The organism is Planobispora longispora (genome assembly GCF_016863135.1).
GTDB lineage: Bacteria > Actinomycetota > Actinomycetes > Streptosporangiales > Streptosporangiaceae > Planobispora > Planobispora longispora.
Map to the genome: position 1 here is coordinate 71,529 of NZ_BOOH01000045.1, position 14,364 is coordinate 85,892.

17 protein-coding genes and 1 tRNA gene are annotated in these 14,364 nt (G+C 68.3%); 6 read left to right on the top strand and 12 right to left on the bottom strand.

From position 1 onward, the window contains the following. Positions 1 to 114 precede the first annotated feature (114 nt). Positions 115 to 1,362, top strand: a complete 1,248-nt coding sequence (locus Plo01_RS26895; protein ID WP_307837405.1) for an MFS transporter — start codon at positions 115 to 117, stop codon at positions 1,360 to 1,362. Position 1,363: 1 nt separating this feature from the next. Here Plo01_RS26895 and Plo01_RS26900 read toward each other — a convergent pair whose 3' ends face one another. Next, positions 1,364 to 1,882 (bottom strand): PspC domain-containing protein, encoded by a 519-nt coding sequence (locus Plo01_RS26900; protein WP_203893482.1) that lies wholly within the window; start codon positions 1,880 to 1,882, stop codon positions 1,364 to 1,366. 133 nt (positions 1,883 to 2,015) lie between these two features. On the opposite strand from Plo01_RS26900, the gene Plo01_RS26905 reads away from it, so the two are divergent. Both Plo01_RS26905 and Plo01_RS41100 read left to right on the top strand, forming a co-directional pair. Beyond that, positions 2,016 to 3,173: an acyl-CoA dehydrogenase family protein gene (locus Plo01_RS26905; protein WP_203893483.1), complete on the top strand. Its 1,158-nt coding sequence runs from the start codon at positions 2,016 to 2,018 to the stop codon at positions 3,171 to 3,173. After that, positions 3,160 to 3,285 carry a hypothetical protein gene (locus Plo01_RS41100; RefSeq protein WP_275415423.1) on the top strand — a complete coding sequence of 42 codons (126 nt, stop codon included), beginning with the start codon at positions 3,160 to 3,162 and terminating at the stop codon, positions 3,283 to 3,285. The genes Plo01_RS26905 and Plo01_RS41100 overlap by 14 nt, the downstream gene beginning before the upstream one ends. A 94-nt stretch (positions 3,286 to 3,379) precedes the next feature. Here the strand turns inward: Plo01_RS41100 and Plo01_RS26910 are convergent, their stop codons facing one another. Further along, positions 3,380 to 4,021, bottom strand: coding sequence for a 3'-5' exonuclease (locus Plo01_RS26910; protein ID WP_203893484.1), 642 nt, complete (start codon positions 4,019 to 4,021; stop codon positions 3,380 to 3,382). A 116-nt stretch (positions 4,022 to 4,137) separates the two neighbouring features. On the opposite strand from Plo01_RS26910, the gene Plo01_RS26915 reads away from it, so the two are divergent. After that, positions 4,138 to 4,213 (top strand) — tRNA-Lys (locus tag Plo01_RS26915). A gap of 357 nt (positions 4,214 to 4,570) precedes the next feature. On the opposite strand, the gene Plo01_RS26920 is transcribed toward Plo01_RS26915, so the two are convergent. From Plo01_RS26920 to Plo01_RS26960, 9 genes are all read right to left on the bottom strand, one after another. Then, positions 4,571 to 5,953 carry a tyrosine-type recombinase/integrase gene (locus Plo01_RS26920; RefSeq protein ID WP_203893485.1) on the bottom strand — a complete coding sequence of 461 codons (1,383 nt, stop codon included), beginning with the start codon at positions 5,951 to 5,953 and terminating at the stop codon, positions 4,571 to 4,573. Then, complete coding sequence (locus Plo01_RS26925) at positions 5,950 to 6,141, bottom strand: helix-turn-helix transcriptional regulator (protein WP_239317133.1); 192 nt, start codon at positions 6,139 to 6,141, stop codon at positions 5,950 to 5,952. The genes Plo01_RS26920 and Plo01_RS26925 overlap by 4 nt, the downstream gene beginning before the upstream one ends. Continuing rightward, positions 6,138 to 7,784, bottom strand: coding sequence for a replication initiator (locus Plo01_RS26930; protein WP_203893605.1), 1,647 nt, complete (start codon positions 7,782 to 7,784; stop codon positions 6,138 to 6,140). Before Plo01_RS26930 ends, Plo01_RS26925 begins: the two co-directional genes overlap by 4 nt. A 101-nt stretch (positions 7,785 to 7,885) precedes the next feature. After that, positions 7,886 to 8,080 (bottom strand): hypothetical protein, encoded by a 195-nt coding sequence (locus Plo01_RS26935; RefSeq protein ID WP_203893486.1) that lies wholly within the window; start codon positions 8,078 to 8,080, stop codon positions 7,886 to 7,888. Further along, complete coding sequence (locus Plo01_RS26940; protein ID WP_203893487.1) at positions 8,080 to 9,504, bottom strand: FtsK/SpoIIIE domain-containing protein; 1,425 nt, start codon at positions 9,502 to 9,504, stop codon at positions 8,080 to 8,082. Before Plo01_RS26940 ends, Plo01_RS26935 begins: the two co-directional genes overlap by 1 nt. A gap of 84 nt (positions 9,505 to 9,588) precedes the next feature. Then, positions 9,589 to 10,011, bottom strand: coding sequence for a plasmid replication, integration and excision activator (locus tag Plo01_RS26945; RefSeq protein ID WP_203893488.1), 423 nt, complete (start codon positions 10,009 to 10,011; stop codon positions 9,589 to 9,591). Positions 10,012 to 10,120: 109 nt separating this feature from the next. Then, a complete protein-coding gene (locus Plo01_RS26950; protein ID WP_203893489.1) occupies positions 10,121 to 10,858 on the bottom strand; it encodes a GntR family transcriptional regulator in 738 nt (245 codons plus the stop codon). Between the two features lie 150 nt (positions 10,859 to 11,008). Then, positions 11,009 to 11,302 carry a hypothetical protein gene (locus Plo01_RS26955; protein WP_203893490.1) on the bottom strand — a complete coding sequence of 98 codons (294 nt, stop codon included), beginning with the start codon at positions 11,300 to 11,302 and terminating at the stop codon, positions 11,009 to 11,011. Further along, positions 11,286 to 11,642 (bottom strand): hypothetical protein, encoded by a 357-nt coding sequence (locus Plo01_RS26960; protein WP_203893491.1) that lies wholly within the window; start codon positions 11,640 to 11,642, stop codon positions 11,286 to 11,288. The genes Plo01_RS26955 and Plo01_RS26960 overlap by 17 nt, the downstream gene beginning before the upstream one ends. A gap of 331 nt (positions 11,643 to 11,973) precedes the next feature. Here Plo01_RS26960 and Plo01_RS26965 point away from each other — a divergent pair, with 331 nt between their 5' ends. Both Plo01_RS26965 and Plo01_RS26970 read left to right on the top strand, forming a co-directional pair. Next, on the top strand, positions 11,974 to 13,398 hold the full coding sequence (locus tag Plo01_RS26965; RefSeq protein ID WP_239317138.1) for a helix-turn-helix domain-containing protein: 1,425 nt from the start codon (positions 11,974 to 11,976) through the stop codon (positions 13,396 to 13,398). Beyond that, positions 13,395 to 13,931: a flavoprotein gene (locus tag Plo01_RS26970; protein ID WP_203893492.1), complete on the top strand. Its 537-nt coding sequence runs from the start codon at positions 13,395 to 13,397 to the stop codon at positions 13,929 to 13,931. Before Plo01_RS26965 ends, Plo01_RS26970 begins: the two co-directional genes overlap by 4 nt. On the opposite strand, the gene Plo01_RS26975 is transcribed toward Plo01_RS26970, so the two are convergent. Next, positions 13,928 to 14,338, bottom strand: coding sequence for a hypothetical protein (locus tag Plo01_RS26975; protein ID WP_176728631.1), 411 nt, complete (start codon positions 14,336 to 14,338; stop codon positions 13,928 to 13,930). The genes Plo01_RS26970 and Plo01_RS26975 overlap by 4 nt on opposite strands. Between the last annotated feature and the right edge of the window lie 26 nt (positions 14,339 to 14,364).

Sequence of the window (14,364 nt, forward strand, 5' to 3'; positions counted from 1 at the left end):
GGCACGGTAGGTCACACGGCGAATACACACAGTCAGATTCGCCTGTGAGATCACCAGCGGAGTCCCATGGCGGCCACCAGGTCCGGGCGGTCCGCCGGGCGGCATCGCCGTCCGGTGGAGCGTCAAGCCACCTACGGCGAGGTCCTCGCCGTCAAGGAGTTCCGCGCGCTCTGGGGCGGCCAGGCCCTCTCGCTCCTCGGCGACCAGCTCTCCCGCGTGGCGCTGTCCGTCCTGGTCTTCGAGCGGACCGAGTCCCCGCTGGCCACCGCCTCCGTCTACGCGCTGACCTACCTGCCGCCGATCATCGGCGGCCCGCTGCTGGCGGGTCTGGCCGACCGCTACGCCCGCCGTCGCATCATGGTCGTCTGCGACCTGCTCCGCGCCGTCATGGTCGCGGCCATGGCGGTGCCCGGCACCTCGTTCGCCACGCTGTGCGCGCTGGTCTTCTGCGTGGTGCTGCTCAGCGCCCCGTTCTCCGCCGCCCGGGCGGCGCTCCTGCCCGAGCTCCTCGAGGGCGACCGCTACGTCGCGGGCTCGGCCCTGCAGAACATGACCAACCAGGCCGCGCAGATGCTCGGCTTCGCCGTCGGCGGCGCCCTGATCATGGGGATGGGCCCGTACCGCGCGCTGGCCCTCGACGCGGCGACCTTCATGGCCTCCGCGCTCATCCTCATGTCGGGGATACGACGGCGCCCGGCCCCCCTCCGCGGCGACGCCGGCCGTTCCTCGATGTGGACGATGACCCGCGCCGGAGCCAGGATGGTCTTCGGCGACCCCCGGCTGCGGATCCTGGTGCTCTTCGCCTGGCTCTGCGGCTTCTACGTGCTCCCTGAGGGCATCGCGACCCCCTACGCCGCCACGCTGACCGACGACCCCCACCAGATCTCGTTCGTGGCCGGTCTGCTGATGGGCGCCATGCCGACCGGGACGGTCGTCGGCGCCTTCCTGTTCAGCCGATACGTCAGCCCTTCCAAACGCCTGCGCGTCATGGGCTGGATGGCGATGCTGACCTGCGCGCCGCTGATCGCCTGCGCGATGCGCCCGCCGCTCGCCGTGGTGCTGGTCCTGTGGTTCATCTCGGGCGTGGGCGGTGCGTACCAGCTCGCCGCCAACGCCGCGTTCGTGCAGTGCGTGCCCGCCGAACGGCGCGGCCAGGCCTTCGGCCTCGTCCAGTCAGGCCTGCTGGCCGTTCAGGGGATCGGCATCCTCGTCGGCGGCGCCGCCGCCGCCGAGCTCGGCCCCGAACCCGTGGTCGCACTGGCCGGCGCGGCGGGCCTGTTCGTGGCCGCCACGCTGGCCATGCTGTGGACCGAGTCCCGCAAGGAGATCATCATGAGGGTTCGCACCGGAGCGGTGGCCTGACTCACGCCTGCGGCGAGGAGTTGCCGTCGCCTCGCGGCGGCTCCGGAGCGGTGTACTGCGGGGGCACCGGAGGCGTGTACTGCGGGGCCGGGTTCTGGTACGGCGGAGCCGCGTCCTGGTGCATGGGGTACGGCGCCGGCTGGGCCGGGTCCTGGTGGGTGGGGTACGACCCCGCCGGCGCGTTGCGCCGCTCGGTGTGCTCGGCCCAGTGCTGCTCGGCCCTGGCCCACCCGTGCTCGGCCTTGGCCTTCGCGTCCAGCCAGACCGGGTTGTCCTTGTTCTTGTCGATCAGGTCCTGGAGGATCGACCGGTCCTTGCCCTCGTCGGGCAGGAGCAGCCAGCCGACCGCGTAGACGGCCACCCCGGCCCCGCCGAAGACGCAGGCGACGGCGAGCCCCACCCTGATGATGTTGGGGTCGATCCCGATGTAGCGGCCGAGGCCCGAGGCCACACCCGCGATGACACGTCCGTCCCTGGTCCGACGGAGCTGCTTCACGCCCGAGAAGTTGTTCTCATCCATGTCTTCAGACTGCCCTCCGGAGGCCTCCGGTCACATCGGGATTCCCCCTGGGCGGACCCTGAAGTCCCCGCAATACCCTGGCAGGGTCACCACGGAACCCTGACCGGGGTCACCACGGACGAGAGGAACCCCCATGGACGACCTCCTGCGCATCGATGACGAACTCTCCGAAGAGCAGCGCCTCATCCGGGACACCGTCAAGGAGTTCGTCTCCGACCGGGTGCTCCCCCACGTCGGCGACTGGTTCGAGGAGGCGGTCTTCCCCGCCCGCGAGCTCGCCCCCGTGCTCGGTGAACTCGGGCTCCTCGGCATGCACCTGGAGGGGTACGGCTGCGCCGGGCTGGACGCGGTCGCCTACGGCGTCGCCTGCCGCGAGCTGGAGGCCGGCGACTCCGGCCTGCGCTCGTTCGTCTCCGTCCAGGGCTCGCTGGCCATGTTCCCCATCTGGAAGTACGGCTCCGCCGAGCAGAAGGAGGAGTGGCTGCCCCGGATGGCCGCCGGTGAGGCCATCGGCTGCTTCGGCCTGACCGAGCCCGACCACGGCTCCGACCCGGCGGGCATGCGCACGCACGCCAAGCAGGACCCCTCCGGCGACTGGATCCTCAACGGCTCCAAGATGTGGATCACCAACGGGTCCATCGCCGACGTCGCCGTGGTCTGGGCCCAGACGGAGGAGGACGTCCGCGGCTTCGTGGTCCCCACCGGCACGCCGGGCTTCTCCGCCCCGGAGATCCACAAGAAGATGTCCCTGCGCGCCTCGGTGACCTCGTCTCTCTACTTCGACGACGTCCGTCTCCCGGCCTCGGCCGTACTGCCCGGGGTCCAGGGACTGAAAGGCCCGCTCTCCTGCCTGTCGGAGGCCCGTTTCGGCATCCTGTGGGGCGTCGTCGGCGCGGCCCGCGCCTGTCTGGAGTCGGCCGTCGACTACTCCAAGAGCCGCATCCAGTTCGGCAGGCCCATCGGCGGCTTCCAGCTGACCCAGGAGAAGCTCGCCTGGATGTACGTCGGCCTCGGGCAGTCCCAGCTCACCGCCCTCCACCTGGGCCGCCTGAAGGACGCCGGCGCCATCACCCCCCGCCAGGTCAGCTTCGGCAAGCTGGCCAACGTCCGCGCCGCCCTGGACATCGCCCGCCAGGCCCGCACGATCCTCGGCGGCAACGGCATCACGCTGGAGTATCCGGTGATCCGGCACATGAACAACCTGGAGTCCGTACTGACGTACGAGGGCACGCAGGAAGTGCATTTACTGACACTGGGCAAGGCGCTCACCGGCATCGATGCCTTCCGCTGACCTGGGTCGCTTCGCTCCGTCAGTCTGTGTTCCCATGACCTACGAGGGCACCCAGGAGGTGCACACGCTGGTGCTCGGCGAGGCCCTGACCGGCATCCCCGCCTATCGCTGACGTCCTGCCGCGAGCACCCGCGGATCCGCCGCCGAGCGACTCGCGAGTCGGCCGGCCGCTTCGCAGGCCGCTTCCCGGGCGGCGGCGGACCGTCCTACGAGCCGACCTGTCGCCGGCGCGCCTCCCGCTGCGGCAGGCCGCACGACGTCCACTCCGGACCCTGCGCGGCCCGCTCCAGCTCGTCGTCCCAGCATGCTCCCCGTTCGATGAACGACCGGAACAACCCCGCGGTGGCGCGGGCGTCGACCAGCGCGGCGTGCGCGTTCACGAGGGGAACCCCGGCGCGTTCGCAGCAGGCCGCGAGGGTCCACTTCCCGTTCCCCGAGGGGAGGAACCGCGGCGCGAGGCGCTGCGTGCACAGGGTCTCCGTCACCCAGTGACTGTCCGGGAGCGTCCGCAGGAAGCGCAGGTCGAAGGAGGCGTTGTGCGCCACCAGGACACGCCCGGCCACCCGGCCCCAGATTTCGTCCAGCACCTCGTGGATCACCGGCGCGCCCGCGACCATCGCGGGGGTGATCCCGTGGACGTGCACGGCCCCGGTGTCCCGGCGGGGGTCGATGAGCGAGTGCCACTCATCGACGGTCCTGCCCTCGGCGTCCAGGGACACCAGAGCGATCTCGCATATCCGATCGCCCTTCGCGGGCGAGAATCCGGTCGTCTCCACGTCCACCACGACGTATCCGCCCCGCGCGGCCCGCCGGAGGGGGGCGTCCAGCTCTGGTCCCGATGTCGTCACAGGTACCACTCTAGGAAGAGTCCCGTCTTCCCACGCACCCCTTGGGTGAATCGACGTCCCTCCCGGACCTGGCAACGGACGTCGGCGGACACTATCCTCGGTACGCTGTCTTCAGCGGGGCGTTAGCTCAATGGTTAGAGCTGCGGACTTTTAATCCGTAGGTTCTGGGTTCGAGTCCCAGGCGCCCTACCACTCCTGACCAGGAATCTAGGCTCTGACCAGGGCTTTCATTCCCGGCGATCTTCACCGGCCCATGCAGTTGGATGCAGCCGGATGCAGGTGTCTGCCACTGGTCGCGGAACATACGCGGAATGGAATCCAGCCCGTCCGCCCAGGTCAGCATCAGGATTCCGGAAGCCGCCGGAACGGTTCCGCGCACCTCCGAAGCAGGATCCGCGCTCCCGAAGCACTGCCCAAGCCCCCCAAGTCGGTGCTGACCTACGAGATCACGTAGGAGATCCACACCCGACCTCAGGATCAGCCCCCGCACATGGTGAAGGACCCCGAGGCTTGCCCGAGGTCCTTCACCGCGTTCCGCCGTCACGGCTGTCACGTCGTGAGCGCTTCCATGATCCGCTTGTTGGCCGTCTCGTGCTGCCCGTCGATGCACTTGGCGTAGACCCGAAGGAGCACGTCCACCCCGTGGCCGGCGCGCTCGGCGACCTCCGGGGCGTGGACTCCGGCGTTCAGCCACAGGGACACCGCCGCGTGCCGCAGGTCGTACGGCCGACCCGCCAGGGGCGAGGCCACCTGATCGGGGGTGAAAGCGTACATGCGCGCCTGCTTCCAGACCATCGAGACCGTCGAGCCGGGGAAGCTCTTACCGCTCCGGGTCCGGAATAGCCGCCCGTCCTCGGCGACGCCGTACCGGTCGATGTGCTCGCGGAGAACGGCCACCAGCTCCGGCGGGATCGGCACGCGCCGAGTCGCCTTGCGGCCCCGATGCTTGAGGCCGCGCTCATCGTTGGCCTCCCCCGAGTCGGTGTAGCGCGTGTTGCTCTCCGGCCGGGTCGTCTCCAGGGTCAGGACGCCCCAGCCCGTTGCCGGAAGGCCGCAGTTCGCCTCGCGGAGTCCGGCCGCCTCAGCCGGGCGGAGGCCGGCGAAGTACATGCAGGCGAACATGGCTGCCATCATCGGCCCCCGGGTACGGCCCGCATACGTCACGGCGACCAGGAGCCGACGGGCCTGCTCCGGACTGACCACCGAACGCCGGTCGATCTCGCCCGTGGACTTGACCTTGCGGAACTTGACCTTGTGGATCGGATTCGCCGAAAGCTCCCCGAGTTCCACGGCGTACTCCAAGACCTGGTGGAAGACGGCCCGCTTCCGCCGGTAGGTCGAAGCCGCCGCGGCCTTGCCGTCCAGGCGCAGGGAGATGGCCTCCAAGGCCGCCCGCGTGTGCTTGGGGTCCTCCAACGCGCTCAAGGGCAGCGAAGCCGCTTCCAGCCACCGCACCACCTTCAGGACTTTCGGCGAGGGAGGCGGACGGCGGTCCTCGGGCACGAAGGAGTACTCAAGCAACGTCCGCCGGATCTCCTCGTCATCGGGACGGCCGGACACGTCGCCCGTCAGGACGGGGGTGATGTAGGCGAGGGAGTCGGTCATGCCCTCGCGGGTCTTGGCCGCCGCATGAGGCCACCAGGCGTGGACGTAGGAGACGGCCAGGGAGTACCAGGTTCGCGTGTCCTTGGCCTTGACCATCGAGCCGGGAAGGCCGCTCTCCGGGTCGAACGCCTCCCCGTTCCTGGCCGCCTGGCGCAGGTCGGACAGAAAGCTCTCGGCGAGTCCCTTGGTCTTGAAGGTCGATGACTTCTCCCGGTTGTCCACAGTCCAGCGCACGGTGTGGGAAACGATCCGGGGTTTCTTGCCCACACCCTGGGGCCGTGTGTTGGTACGGATGCCCCAGAACTTGACCTTGTACGAGGTGGTCACGCGGCCTCCCGGAGAGATTCGAGCCAGGCTTCGAACTCGCTCCGGTACAGCCGGAGGTCACCGTTGGGCAGCCGGAACCCGGCGGGGAACTTGCCGATCTCGCGCCAGCGGTAGAAGGTGCGGGCCGAGATCCCACCCAGTTCTTCGAGGATCTGGGGAACGGTCATCAGCTCGTCCTTCTTCTTCACGCCGCCACCTCCAGCCTCGGAGTTGCCGAAAATTCTTCGACGGGCTGTCCCTCCGCTCTGGCCTGGAGTTCGAGGAGCCGGGCACGGGTGCGTTGGCGGTCGGCCACGGCGCGCAGCAGTCGTTTGGCCAACGGGGTGCGGGTCGGGTCCTTAGTGGAGACCGGCTTCCAGACGTAGCGGTGCGGGTCGGTCTGGGCGGGGTCTTCGGCCAGGCCGAGCGCGTCGAGGATCCAGGCTCGCCGGTCGGCTTTGTGTTCGGCCAGGGTCTTGTTCGACCACTTGCGGGAGACCAGAACCCGGCGCCCGGCGTAGCCGAGGTGTTCGGGCTTGTGCGCCTTGCTGCGGCACCGGCCCGGCATCATGCCCGGCTTGGCACCTTTGGGCTGCACGCCGTAGCGGAGCCAGTTCGCACACATCGGAGAGCAGGGTTCGTAGCGCAACGCCTCCACCATCCGGGCCGCGTGGTCGCGTCGAGCGCAGTCGTCAGTGTCGAGCGTTTCGCCGAGACTCTTGGTCAGGTACTTCGACAGGTAGCGGATGCACTGATCGGCGTCCGGGGTGCCGGCGAGTACGCCTTGGGCGTCGACCTGGTCGCCGAAGCGGAGTACATGCAGGGGGCTGGCGTCCTCGTCGGCGTCGAGCCGGTCGAGGGCTTCGTCCCAGGTAGGCAGGATCTCACCGGTTTCCGGGTCGAGGTAGTCGCCGTCTTGGCCGTCCAGGTGGCTTTCGCCGTCCGGGAGGTCGGCCCGGGGAGTCCACACCGGGAGGTGTTCTCCCTCGAATCGGATCTCCTCGGTCGCCGGCCACCACACCTGGTGGTAGGTCGCCGCCGCGATGGCCTTGATCTCCGCTCGTGGCAGGGTGCCCCGGATGGCCATGTGCAGGTGTGGGGCGAGTCGTTTCTGCGGTTCCACGGTGGCGAAGTACTGCACGTCATAGCCGGCGACCCGGCGGAGGTTCTGCACGAACCGGTCGACCAGCTTGGAGAAGTGCAGCGCGTCCCGGGCCGCCCGCCGGTAGTCGTAGGTGCTCGGGTCGACCGGCACGCCTTGCCCGGATCGGATGCTGCCGTAGGAGGGCAGGGTGAGCGTGATGAACATCGACGGCCGGTAGACCGTACCGCCGGCTCCGGTGAAGGACCGGCCGAGTGTGCTGGGGCTCATGGCCCGCTTCGGTAGGTCCGGGGCGTCCTGTCGGCGCCGGGTCGAGCGTGAACGTCGCGGAGCCGCCCGGCCGCCCAGTACGCTGCCCCGCATCCCGGCCGCGTTGATCTCGACGTCGATCTCCCGGATCGCCGCATCCCAGTCGGCGACCTCCTCGACGTCACCAACGCGTTCGGCGTGATCGCGCTTGGCCTGCACATCGGCGCGGAACTCGATCAACCATTGCTGCTCTTCGGTAGCGGGGGCCGGTGTGGTGACGGGTTCGGCTTCCAGGTGCCAGCCTTCCCGACACTGGGCCATGCGCAGGTAGCGGTTGCGCTTGGCACACGGCAGGCACTTGGCCTCTTGGGTGGCGCCGCACGGGATGTCGAAGGTCTCTTCCTGGCCGGTGACGATGTCGAGGCGCCGCATCTCGACGGGGCGGATGCACACGCCGTTGAGCTTGGCCATCTCGATCGCCACGTCTAGGGCCAGCGGCATCCGGGCGCGTACGGCGCGGGCGAGGCGGGGGTGGGAGGCGTCTGCCGGGGCGGTCGGGTCAGTGGTCGGAGGGGTCGATGGGACAAGGGCAGAGGTGTGGGTCACATGGCCTCCTTCCGGGTGTCCAGGTCGGCGCACAGCCGGTAGGCGTCGCTGTAGGGGTCTTTGCACAGGTGGGCGGTGTCCAGGTTGATGATCAGGACTACTTCGCCCAGGTCGCAGCCGTCGAAGGTCCGCAGTCGACGGAAGGACAGCGCGTTGATCTCGGCGGCGGTGCCGTGAATGGTGATCCTCATCAGACCGCCTCCTCCGTCTCGAACAGCGCGGCCATGTCGCGGATGTCGGCATCGGAGACGTAGGCGGCCCGGACCCGGATCGGGTCGGGTGAGGTCTCCAGGCGCACGTAACCGATGCCCGCGCCCTCTTCGGGGACCGATGAGATGTGGTCGGCCAGCGCGCCCCGATCGCGGGCTCCGTCGCCGAGGACCATGTCCACCTGTTCGGACTCGTCCAGCCGCAGCGCGATCTTGTCGGGGAACAGGTTGCGGATGGTCAGGACATCCTTGCGCGGGTCCTGGAGAGCGGCCAAGACGCCGAAGCCGACCGCGCGCCCCTGAGTGGTGAGGGTGGCCAGCGCGGCCATGATGCGCTGTTTCAAGGTCCGGTCGCTCTGGTAGGCGGTCAGGAAGGCCACCTCGTCGACCACGATGAGGATGAACGGGTCCTCGACGGTGGGGATGTGCTCGCGCTGGACTCCGGCGAACTTCGCGGCGCGCTTCTGCATCAGGGATACGGCCTCCTCCAGCAGGTCGGCGCACTCCTCCGGGGTGGCGGCATAGCGGCCCTCGAAGATGGCCCGGCCGAAGGACAGCTCCATGAGCTTGGGATCCAGCCCCCAGACCTGGGCCACGCCGGTCCAGATGGCCGGGATCAGGGCGCGGATGACCGACCACAGGATGGAGCCCTTGCCGGCCCCGGTCGCACCGGCCACCAGCACATGCGTGCCGTGGATCTTCAAGTGCCAGGGGCGGCCGTCCTCGCAGATGCCGATCTCCAGCGGCCCGACCGAGACCGTCGCGGGTAGCGCGATGGCCGGTAAGGGCACGGCCAGCGGGTCGCGCCGGGGAAAGGTCAGCAGCAGGCGGCCGGCACGGGCGACGGAGACGCGGCATGAGGTAGCGCCGAAACCATGGGCCAGGTGCTCGATGCGGTCGGCCCAGTCGGTGACGGCTTGGCCGGTGAGCATCTTGACGCTGACCAGGTCCGCCCAGGAGGTGCAGCGTACGCGGATCAGGTGGGGGACGTAGTCGCGTCCTTGGAGGTGGCGAGCCAGCCCGGAAACGGTCATGACCGCGTGCCAGTGCCGCCGGTAGACCCAGATCAATCGCCAGAAGGCCAGCAGTCGCCAGCCGATCCAGGCGTTGAAGGACTCCCGGTCAAACAGTGCCCACGGGATGAGCACTGACAGCGGAATCGTGACCGCGACCAGGACGACGCGCCAGCCGTACAGCCAGCCGAGGACGACGGGGATGGCGGACACGGCTACAGCGACAGGGTGACGCCAGATGAGACGGGCGAGCCCGACCAGCAGGCGACCAATGAAGATCGCGATAGTGACGGCGGCCGGGGTACGGACGATCGCCGGGCGGAAGACCACGGCGGTATCGGGTGTAGTGGAGACGAGGTTGCGTGTCTCGTCTCCGGGCAGTTTCTTGAGCATTAGACTTCGGCTCTCTCTGTGATTCGCATCTGGGGAGATGAGGGGCCGCCGGAAGGACCAGTTCCAGCGGCCCCGCTTTGTGTGTCAGGCCGCGATGTCCTTGCCGGCCGGAGGCTGCTTGGCCGGGGAGCCGGAACGCGGGGCGCGCATGACGGTGGCCCGGATGGAGTAGGCCAGCCGACCGACCTGGGAGACGTACGGCGTGACGCTCATGCCGTCGAACTCGACCGGCGTGAACGGCAGGCCCGGCAGCGGGGGCGGGGGCACCGGCTGCACCGGGGAGAGGATCTTGACCGCCACGGTCTTCTGTCCGGCCTTGAGCGCCGGGTCGGCGTCCATGACCGGGACCTGCCAGACGAGTTCACCGGTGGTCTTGTCCTTGGCGTAGACGGTCCGGCCGTTGGTCGAGGCGTCGAAGTCCTTGACCTGTTCGACCTCGCCGACGACGTAGCAGCCGTGCGGGAAGACCTGCTCGAAGGTGATGGGGATGGGTCCTTGGAGTGCCATGATGTGATCCTGTCGTCTACTCGTTAACTTGTATTGTCGTGTTGAAGTTAACTCTGAAACGCTTGCTCGACAAGACGAGTTTCCGAGAAGGTATGTGACTTGAGTCACATCACAGGCTGTAGGCGTCTTCCAACTCGTGCAGCGTGCCGGGAAGCGCGACCTCAATGATCAGCACAGGGCGGCCGGATCCATCGAAGATGCGTGACAGCACAGCCAGGACGGCAGTGGTCTTGGCGAGCCCCAGCGCCTTGATCTCCTCAGGCAGTGGGTGCCGGGCGGCCAGGCGCTCGATGACGTGATCCAGTTTCACACCCTTGATCCGCTGCATGTGCTGCCGCACTCCCACGGTCAACGGCTCCATACCGCCGAGGTCGGTCCCTTCGGCCAGCTCGATCGGGCACCAGAAGGTGACCAGCTCACACGGCTTTCCCGCATCGGCGAACAGCACCCGGCGCATCACGACCGGGGCGCTCTCCGGCAGAGAGAACATCGCCGCCACATTGGCCGGGGCCGGACGAGAACCCGCCTCCAGGATCGTCGCCCCTTCTCGCGTCTCGACGCGGTCCAGCACCGCGCGCCCTGGACGGGAGGAGTCTTCTTCGGCCGCCGGCGGAGCGGGCTTCACGAACGACCCCTTGCCGTGCTCACGATCGATCACGCCCCGGAGCTGCAAGACCTGGAGCGCCCGTACGACGGTCGGACGGGAGACGGCGAACTCGCGGACTAGCTGGGTCTCTGAGGGCAGCTGGGAGCCGGGAGGGTAGGTGCCGTCAGCGATCTTCCGCCGGATCGCCTGCACGATCTGGGCGTACTTCGGCGGCGCGTACTCGTCATCAGAGATCGACATGACAACAACCCAACTACTCGACTTATCGTCAGCATAGAGATCAATGGAGATGTTGCCTAGACCGTCAGATGTACCGGCGGTGAGTACGGCGGCACGAGACGCATGGCCCCCTCCACTTCTCGGCCAGGTCGACCGCACCGCCGTACCCGTCTAGCGAACGCGCCCGGCCAGCAGATCAGTCCAGATGGCCTGAGCCTCCCGCAAAGGCCACGACCGGCTTTCCAATACCTGATGACCGTCCTCACCCTGGACCGTCCGCCGGATGAATCCCAACCCCGCACCCGCGCACAGCTCGTAGATCACCGAGCGGCACACGCAGGTCCACGCCACCGGCCGCACCCGCTCCAGCACCGGGTACGGCTCCCGCCACTCCAGGCGCACGCAATCCCGCTGGACCATGGCGATGTGCGGGCTGATCCCCGCGCAGTCATCGAGGGGAAGCACCGTGCGCCTCCGTGAGCGCTGCGGGCAGCGGATGCGCCCTAGCCAGCTCGGCATACCGGAAGGCGATCCGACGCGCGGCCCGTCCCGGTTCCATGGCTGTATGCCAGGCGTAGACGGCCCGGCCCCGCCGTATGTCCCAGCCACCGGTACGCCACCAGAACCGGCGTCCGTCGGACCAGACCACCAATCCGGCCCAGACCGACACCACGGCGAGCCCGTATCCGTCGTTGACATCGGCCGTGATGTCCAACCTGCTCAGCTCACTGCGCAGGCACTTCGCGGCGTCCACGGCCGAGACCGCCCCGTCCCCCGGTTGCGATGCCTGCACCAGCCCGTTCATGCCCGACTCCGCGCTCACGCCGCCGCAGGGAAACCGAGTCCCTGACACGTCGAGCAGATGTCCCGCACGCGCGGCAAGGGCGGTACCGGACCGGCAGGGCTGGCGATCAGCGCCCGCCGGAAGCTGACGTACTTCCAGCCGCGTCCCTCGCAGGCGAAACACGACCGCTCGACCTGTTCACCGATCTGATCGCTTCTCATGCATTCCAGCGTCGTTAGCTGCGACGCTTACGCCCATTCCTCGGCGGTATCCCTTGACGGGATAGGTCATCGACGGGTCAGGATGGGATCACCGCGCGACCTCGGATCCCCCGCGAAGGGACATGGCCCCGATGCCCGAGATTCCCGGCTCCATCTGGCAACGGCCCGACATGCTGGCCGCGCTGCGGGCACGCGACATCGGCCGGGTCTTCCACCTGGTGCGCCAGTACGCCGGAGTGTCGCAAACCGCCATCGGCAGCATGATCGGCATGAGCCAGGGCAAGGTCAGCGGCATCATGAGCGGCAGCCAGCAGGTGACCGCACTGGAGGTCTTCGAGCGCATCGCCGACGGCTTGGACATGCCGGACGCCGCCCGGCTGGCTCTGGGTCTTGCTCCCCGTACGGCCTCAGTTCCGGCTATCCCCTCCCGGGATGACCACCGCCGGCAGACGCCGATCTTCTCGGCTTCGTCTCGTAGCGTGGAGTCCGTCCAGCGAGGGGAGGACGAGACCGCCGTGCGACGTCGCGAATTCGTCGGTCTGGCCGGGGCCGCGCTGTTCGGAGCCGTCATCTCCGACGGTGCTCCGGCCGCCGAGCCCGTATCCGGCATCGAGGACCTGGCCGCCGCGCTGACCGAGTACCCGATGCCAGCTCCCAGTGCTCCGGAGCTCGCTTCCTTGGCCGCCGCCGTTGCCCAAGCCAAACAGGACTACCAGGCGTGTCACTACGGCGAGGTGCTGACCGCGTTGCCCGCGCTGCTGCGCTCTCTGCGCGCCGCCTGCACCGTGCTGGAGGGTGACGACCGGTTGAAGGCTCATGCGCTGTCGGCCGAGGCGTACCACGTGGCCGCCTCCATCATGCTCAAGCAGGAAGACAAGGGCCTGGCCTGGCTGGCAGCCGACCGCAGCGTCCAGGCTGCTCACCTGTCCGAAAGCCCGTTGATGATCGGCTCCAGCGCCCGCATCATCACCCACGCCCTGATGGACGGAGGCCACCATCGAGCCGCCGCCGGCAACGCCAGCACCGCCGCCCAACGCATGGACACCCACCTTGCCCGGCCCTCCGACGATGAGCTGTCGATCTACGGCGCGCTGCTGCTCCGGGGCGCCATCGCCGCCGCCCAGCACGGCCACCGCCCCACCGCCACCGAACTGCTGGACGAGGCCGAGCAGGCCGGCCACCGCCTCGGACATGAGGGCAACCACATGTGGACCGCCTTCGGCCCCAACAACGTGCTGTGTCACCGAGTCAACGCCGCTCTCACCATGGGTGATGCAGGAAGCGCGATCGACTACGCCCGCCGGGTGAACATCGACGCCCTGCCGATCAACGAACGCAAGGCCACGCTCCTGCTCGACACCGCCCGCGCCTTCCTGATGTGGGGCAAGCACGATCGAGTCCTGCACATCCTGCGCGCCGCCGAGCAGATCGCCCCCGAGGAGATCACCGGCCGTCCCGCCACGTTACGGTTGGTCCGAGATCTGCTGATCACCGCGCCGATCAGCATCCGCCGCGAGGCCCGCGAGTTCGCCGACGCCCTGGGAGTCAGCGCATGAACCGGACCGGCAAGGTCCTGTACATCATCGTGTGCGCCGCCGGCCCCGCCGCCGAGGTCGGCCGCCTGGTCGCCCTGGCCCAGGACGAAGGCTGGACCGTGCAGGTCATCGCCACCCCGTCCGCGCTGGACTTCATCGACATCGACGCGCTGGAGAAGCAGACCGGCCGCCCGGTCCGCAGCCGCTACCGCAAGCCGGGTGAGCCCAGGTCCCCGAGGGCCGATGCCATCATCGTGGCGCCGGCCACCTACAACACCATCAACAAATTCGCGCAAGGCATCGCCGACACCTACGCCCTCGGCCTCCTGGCCGAAGCCCCGGGCTTAGGCATCCCCGTGGTGGTGCTGCCCTTCGTCAACACCGCGTTCGCCTCCCGCGCCCCGTTCCGCCGCAGCGTCGAACAGCTCCGCGCCGAAGGCATACACGTCCTACTTGGCCCCGGTCAGTTCGAGCCTCATGTTCCTAGTTCTGGAGCCGACCGCACCAATGCCTACCCCTGGCACTTAGCTCTGAAGCAGCTCACCGATTCCTAGCCTCGGTCAAGGATGACCGCCATGACACCGGCCAGGCCAGAAAACGTCGAGCCAATACATGCCAGGGTCGCTACTCGCTCCTTGGGAGAGATCCAGAGACCTCGATTCCATTCCTTGAGGCGGTCACGGCCAAGCCTTCGCGTGAAATTCTGTCGCTTATGTTCTCGCACCTGATTGCAGCCAAACAACAGCCCCTTGGCGTTGTTCCTGCAAGGCCCTTGCCTGCCTCGCGCACCGCATGTACGAGGAACACGGAAGAGGAAGTAGATAATCGCTAACACAGATCCAATGATCAGCAGAGGGGCGACCTCCCCCTTGTCATCGGCAGCCCACCAGCCCCAGATAAGGGCAAGCAGAACGCCATAACCCCAGTATTTACTGATGAAACTCTGCTTCTTCCTCGCCACGTTTGGAACGTACCGAACGAAAAAGG

Coding starts and splice junctions, on each gene's coding strand:
- Plo01_RS26900 (WP_203893482.1), bottom strand. CDS start 1,882: ATGGATGAGAACAACTTCTCGGGCGTGAAGCAGCTCCGTCGGACCAGG.
- Plo01_RS26905 (WP_203893483.1), top strand. CDS start 2,016: ATGGACGACCTCCTGCGCATCGATGACGAACTCTCCGAAGAGCAGCGC.
- Plo01_RS41100 (WP_275415423.1), top strand. CDS start 3,160: ATGCCTTCCGCTGACCTGGGTCGCTTCGCTCCGTCAGTCTGTGTTCCC.
- Plo01_RS26930 (WP_203893605.1), bottom strand. CDS start 7,784: ATGCCGCTGGCCCTAGACGTGGCGATCGAGATGGCCAAGCTCAACGGC.
- Plo01_RS26935 (WP_203893486.1), bottom strand. CDS start 8,080: ATGAGGATCACCATTCACGGCACCGCCGCCGAGATCAACGCGCTGTCC.
- Plo01_RS26940 (WP_203893487.1), bottom strand. CDS start 9,504: ATGCTCAAGAAACTGCCCGGAGACGAGACACGCAACCTCGTCTCCACT.
- Plo01_RS26945 (WP_203893488.1), bottom strand. CDS start 10,011: ATGGCACTCCAAGGACCCATCCCCATCACCTTCGAGCAGGTCTTCCCG.
- Plo01_RS26950 (WP_203893489.1), bottom strand. CDS start 10,858: ATGTCGATCTCTGATGACGAGTACGCGCCGCCGAAGTACGCCCAGATC.
- Plo01_RS26960 (WP_203893491.1), bottom strand. CDS start 11,642: ATGAACGGGCTGGTGCAGGCATCGCAACCGGGGGACGGGGCGGTCTCG.
- Plo01_RS26965 (WP_239317138.1), top strand. CDS start 11,974: ATGCCCGAGATTCCCGGCTCCATCTGGCAACGGCCCGACATGCTGGCC.
- Plo01_RS26970 (WP_203893492.1), top strand. CDS start 13,395: ATGAACCGGACCGGCAAGGTCCTGTACATCATCGTGTGCGCCGCCGGC.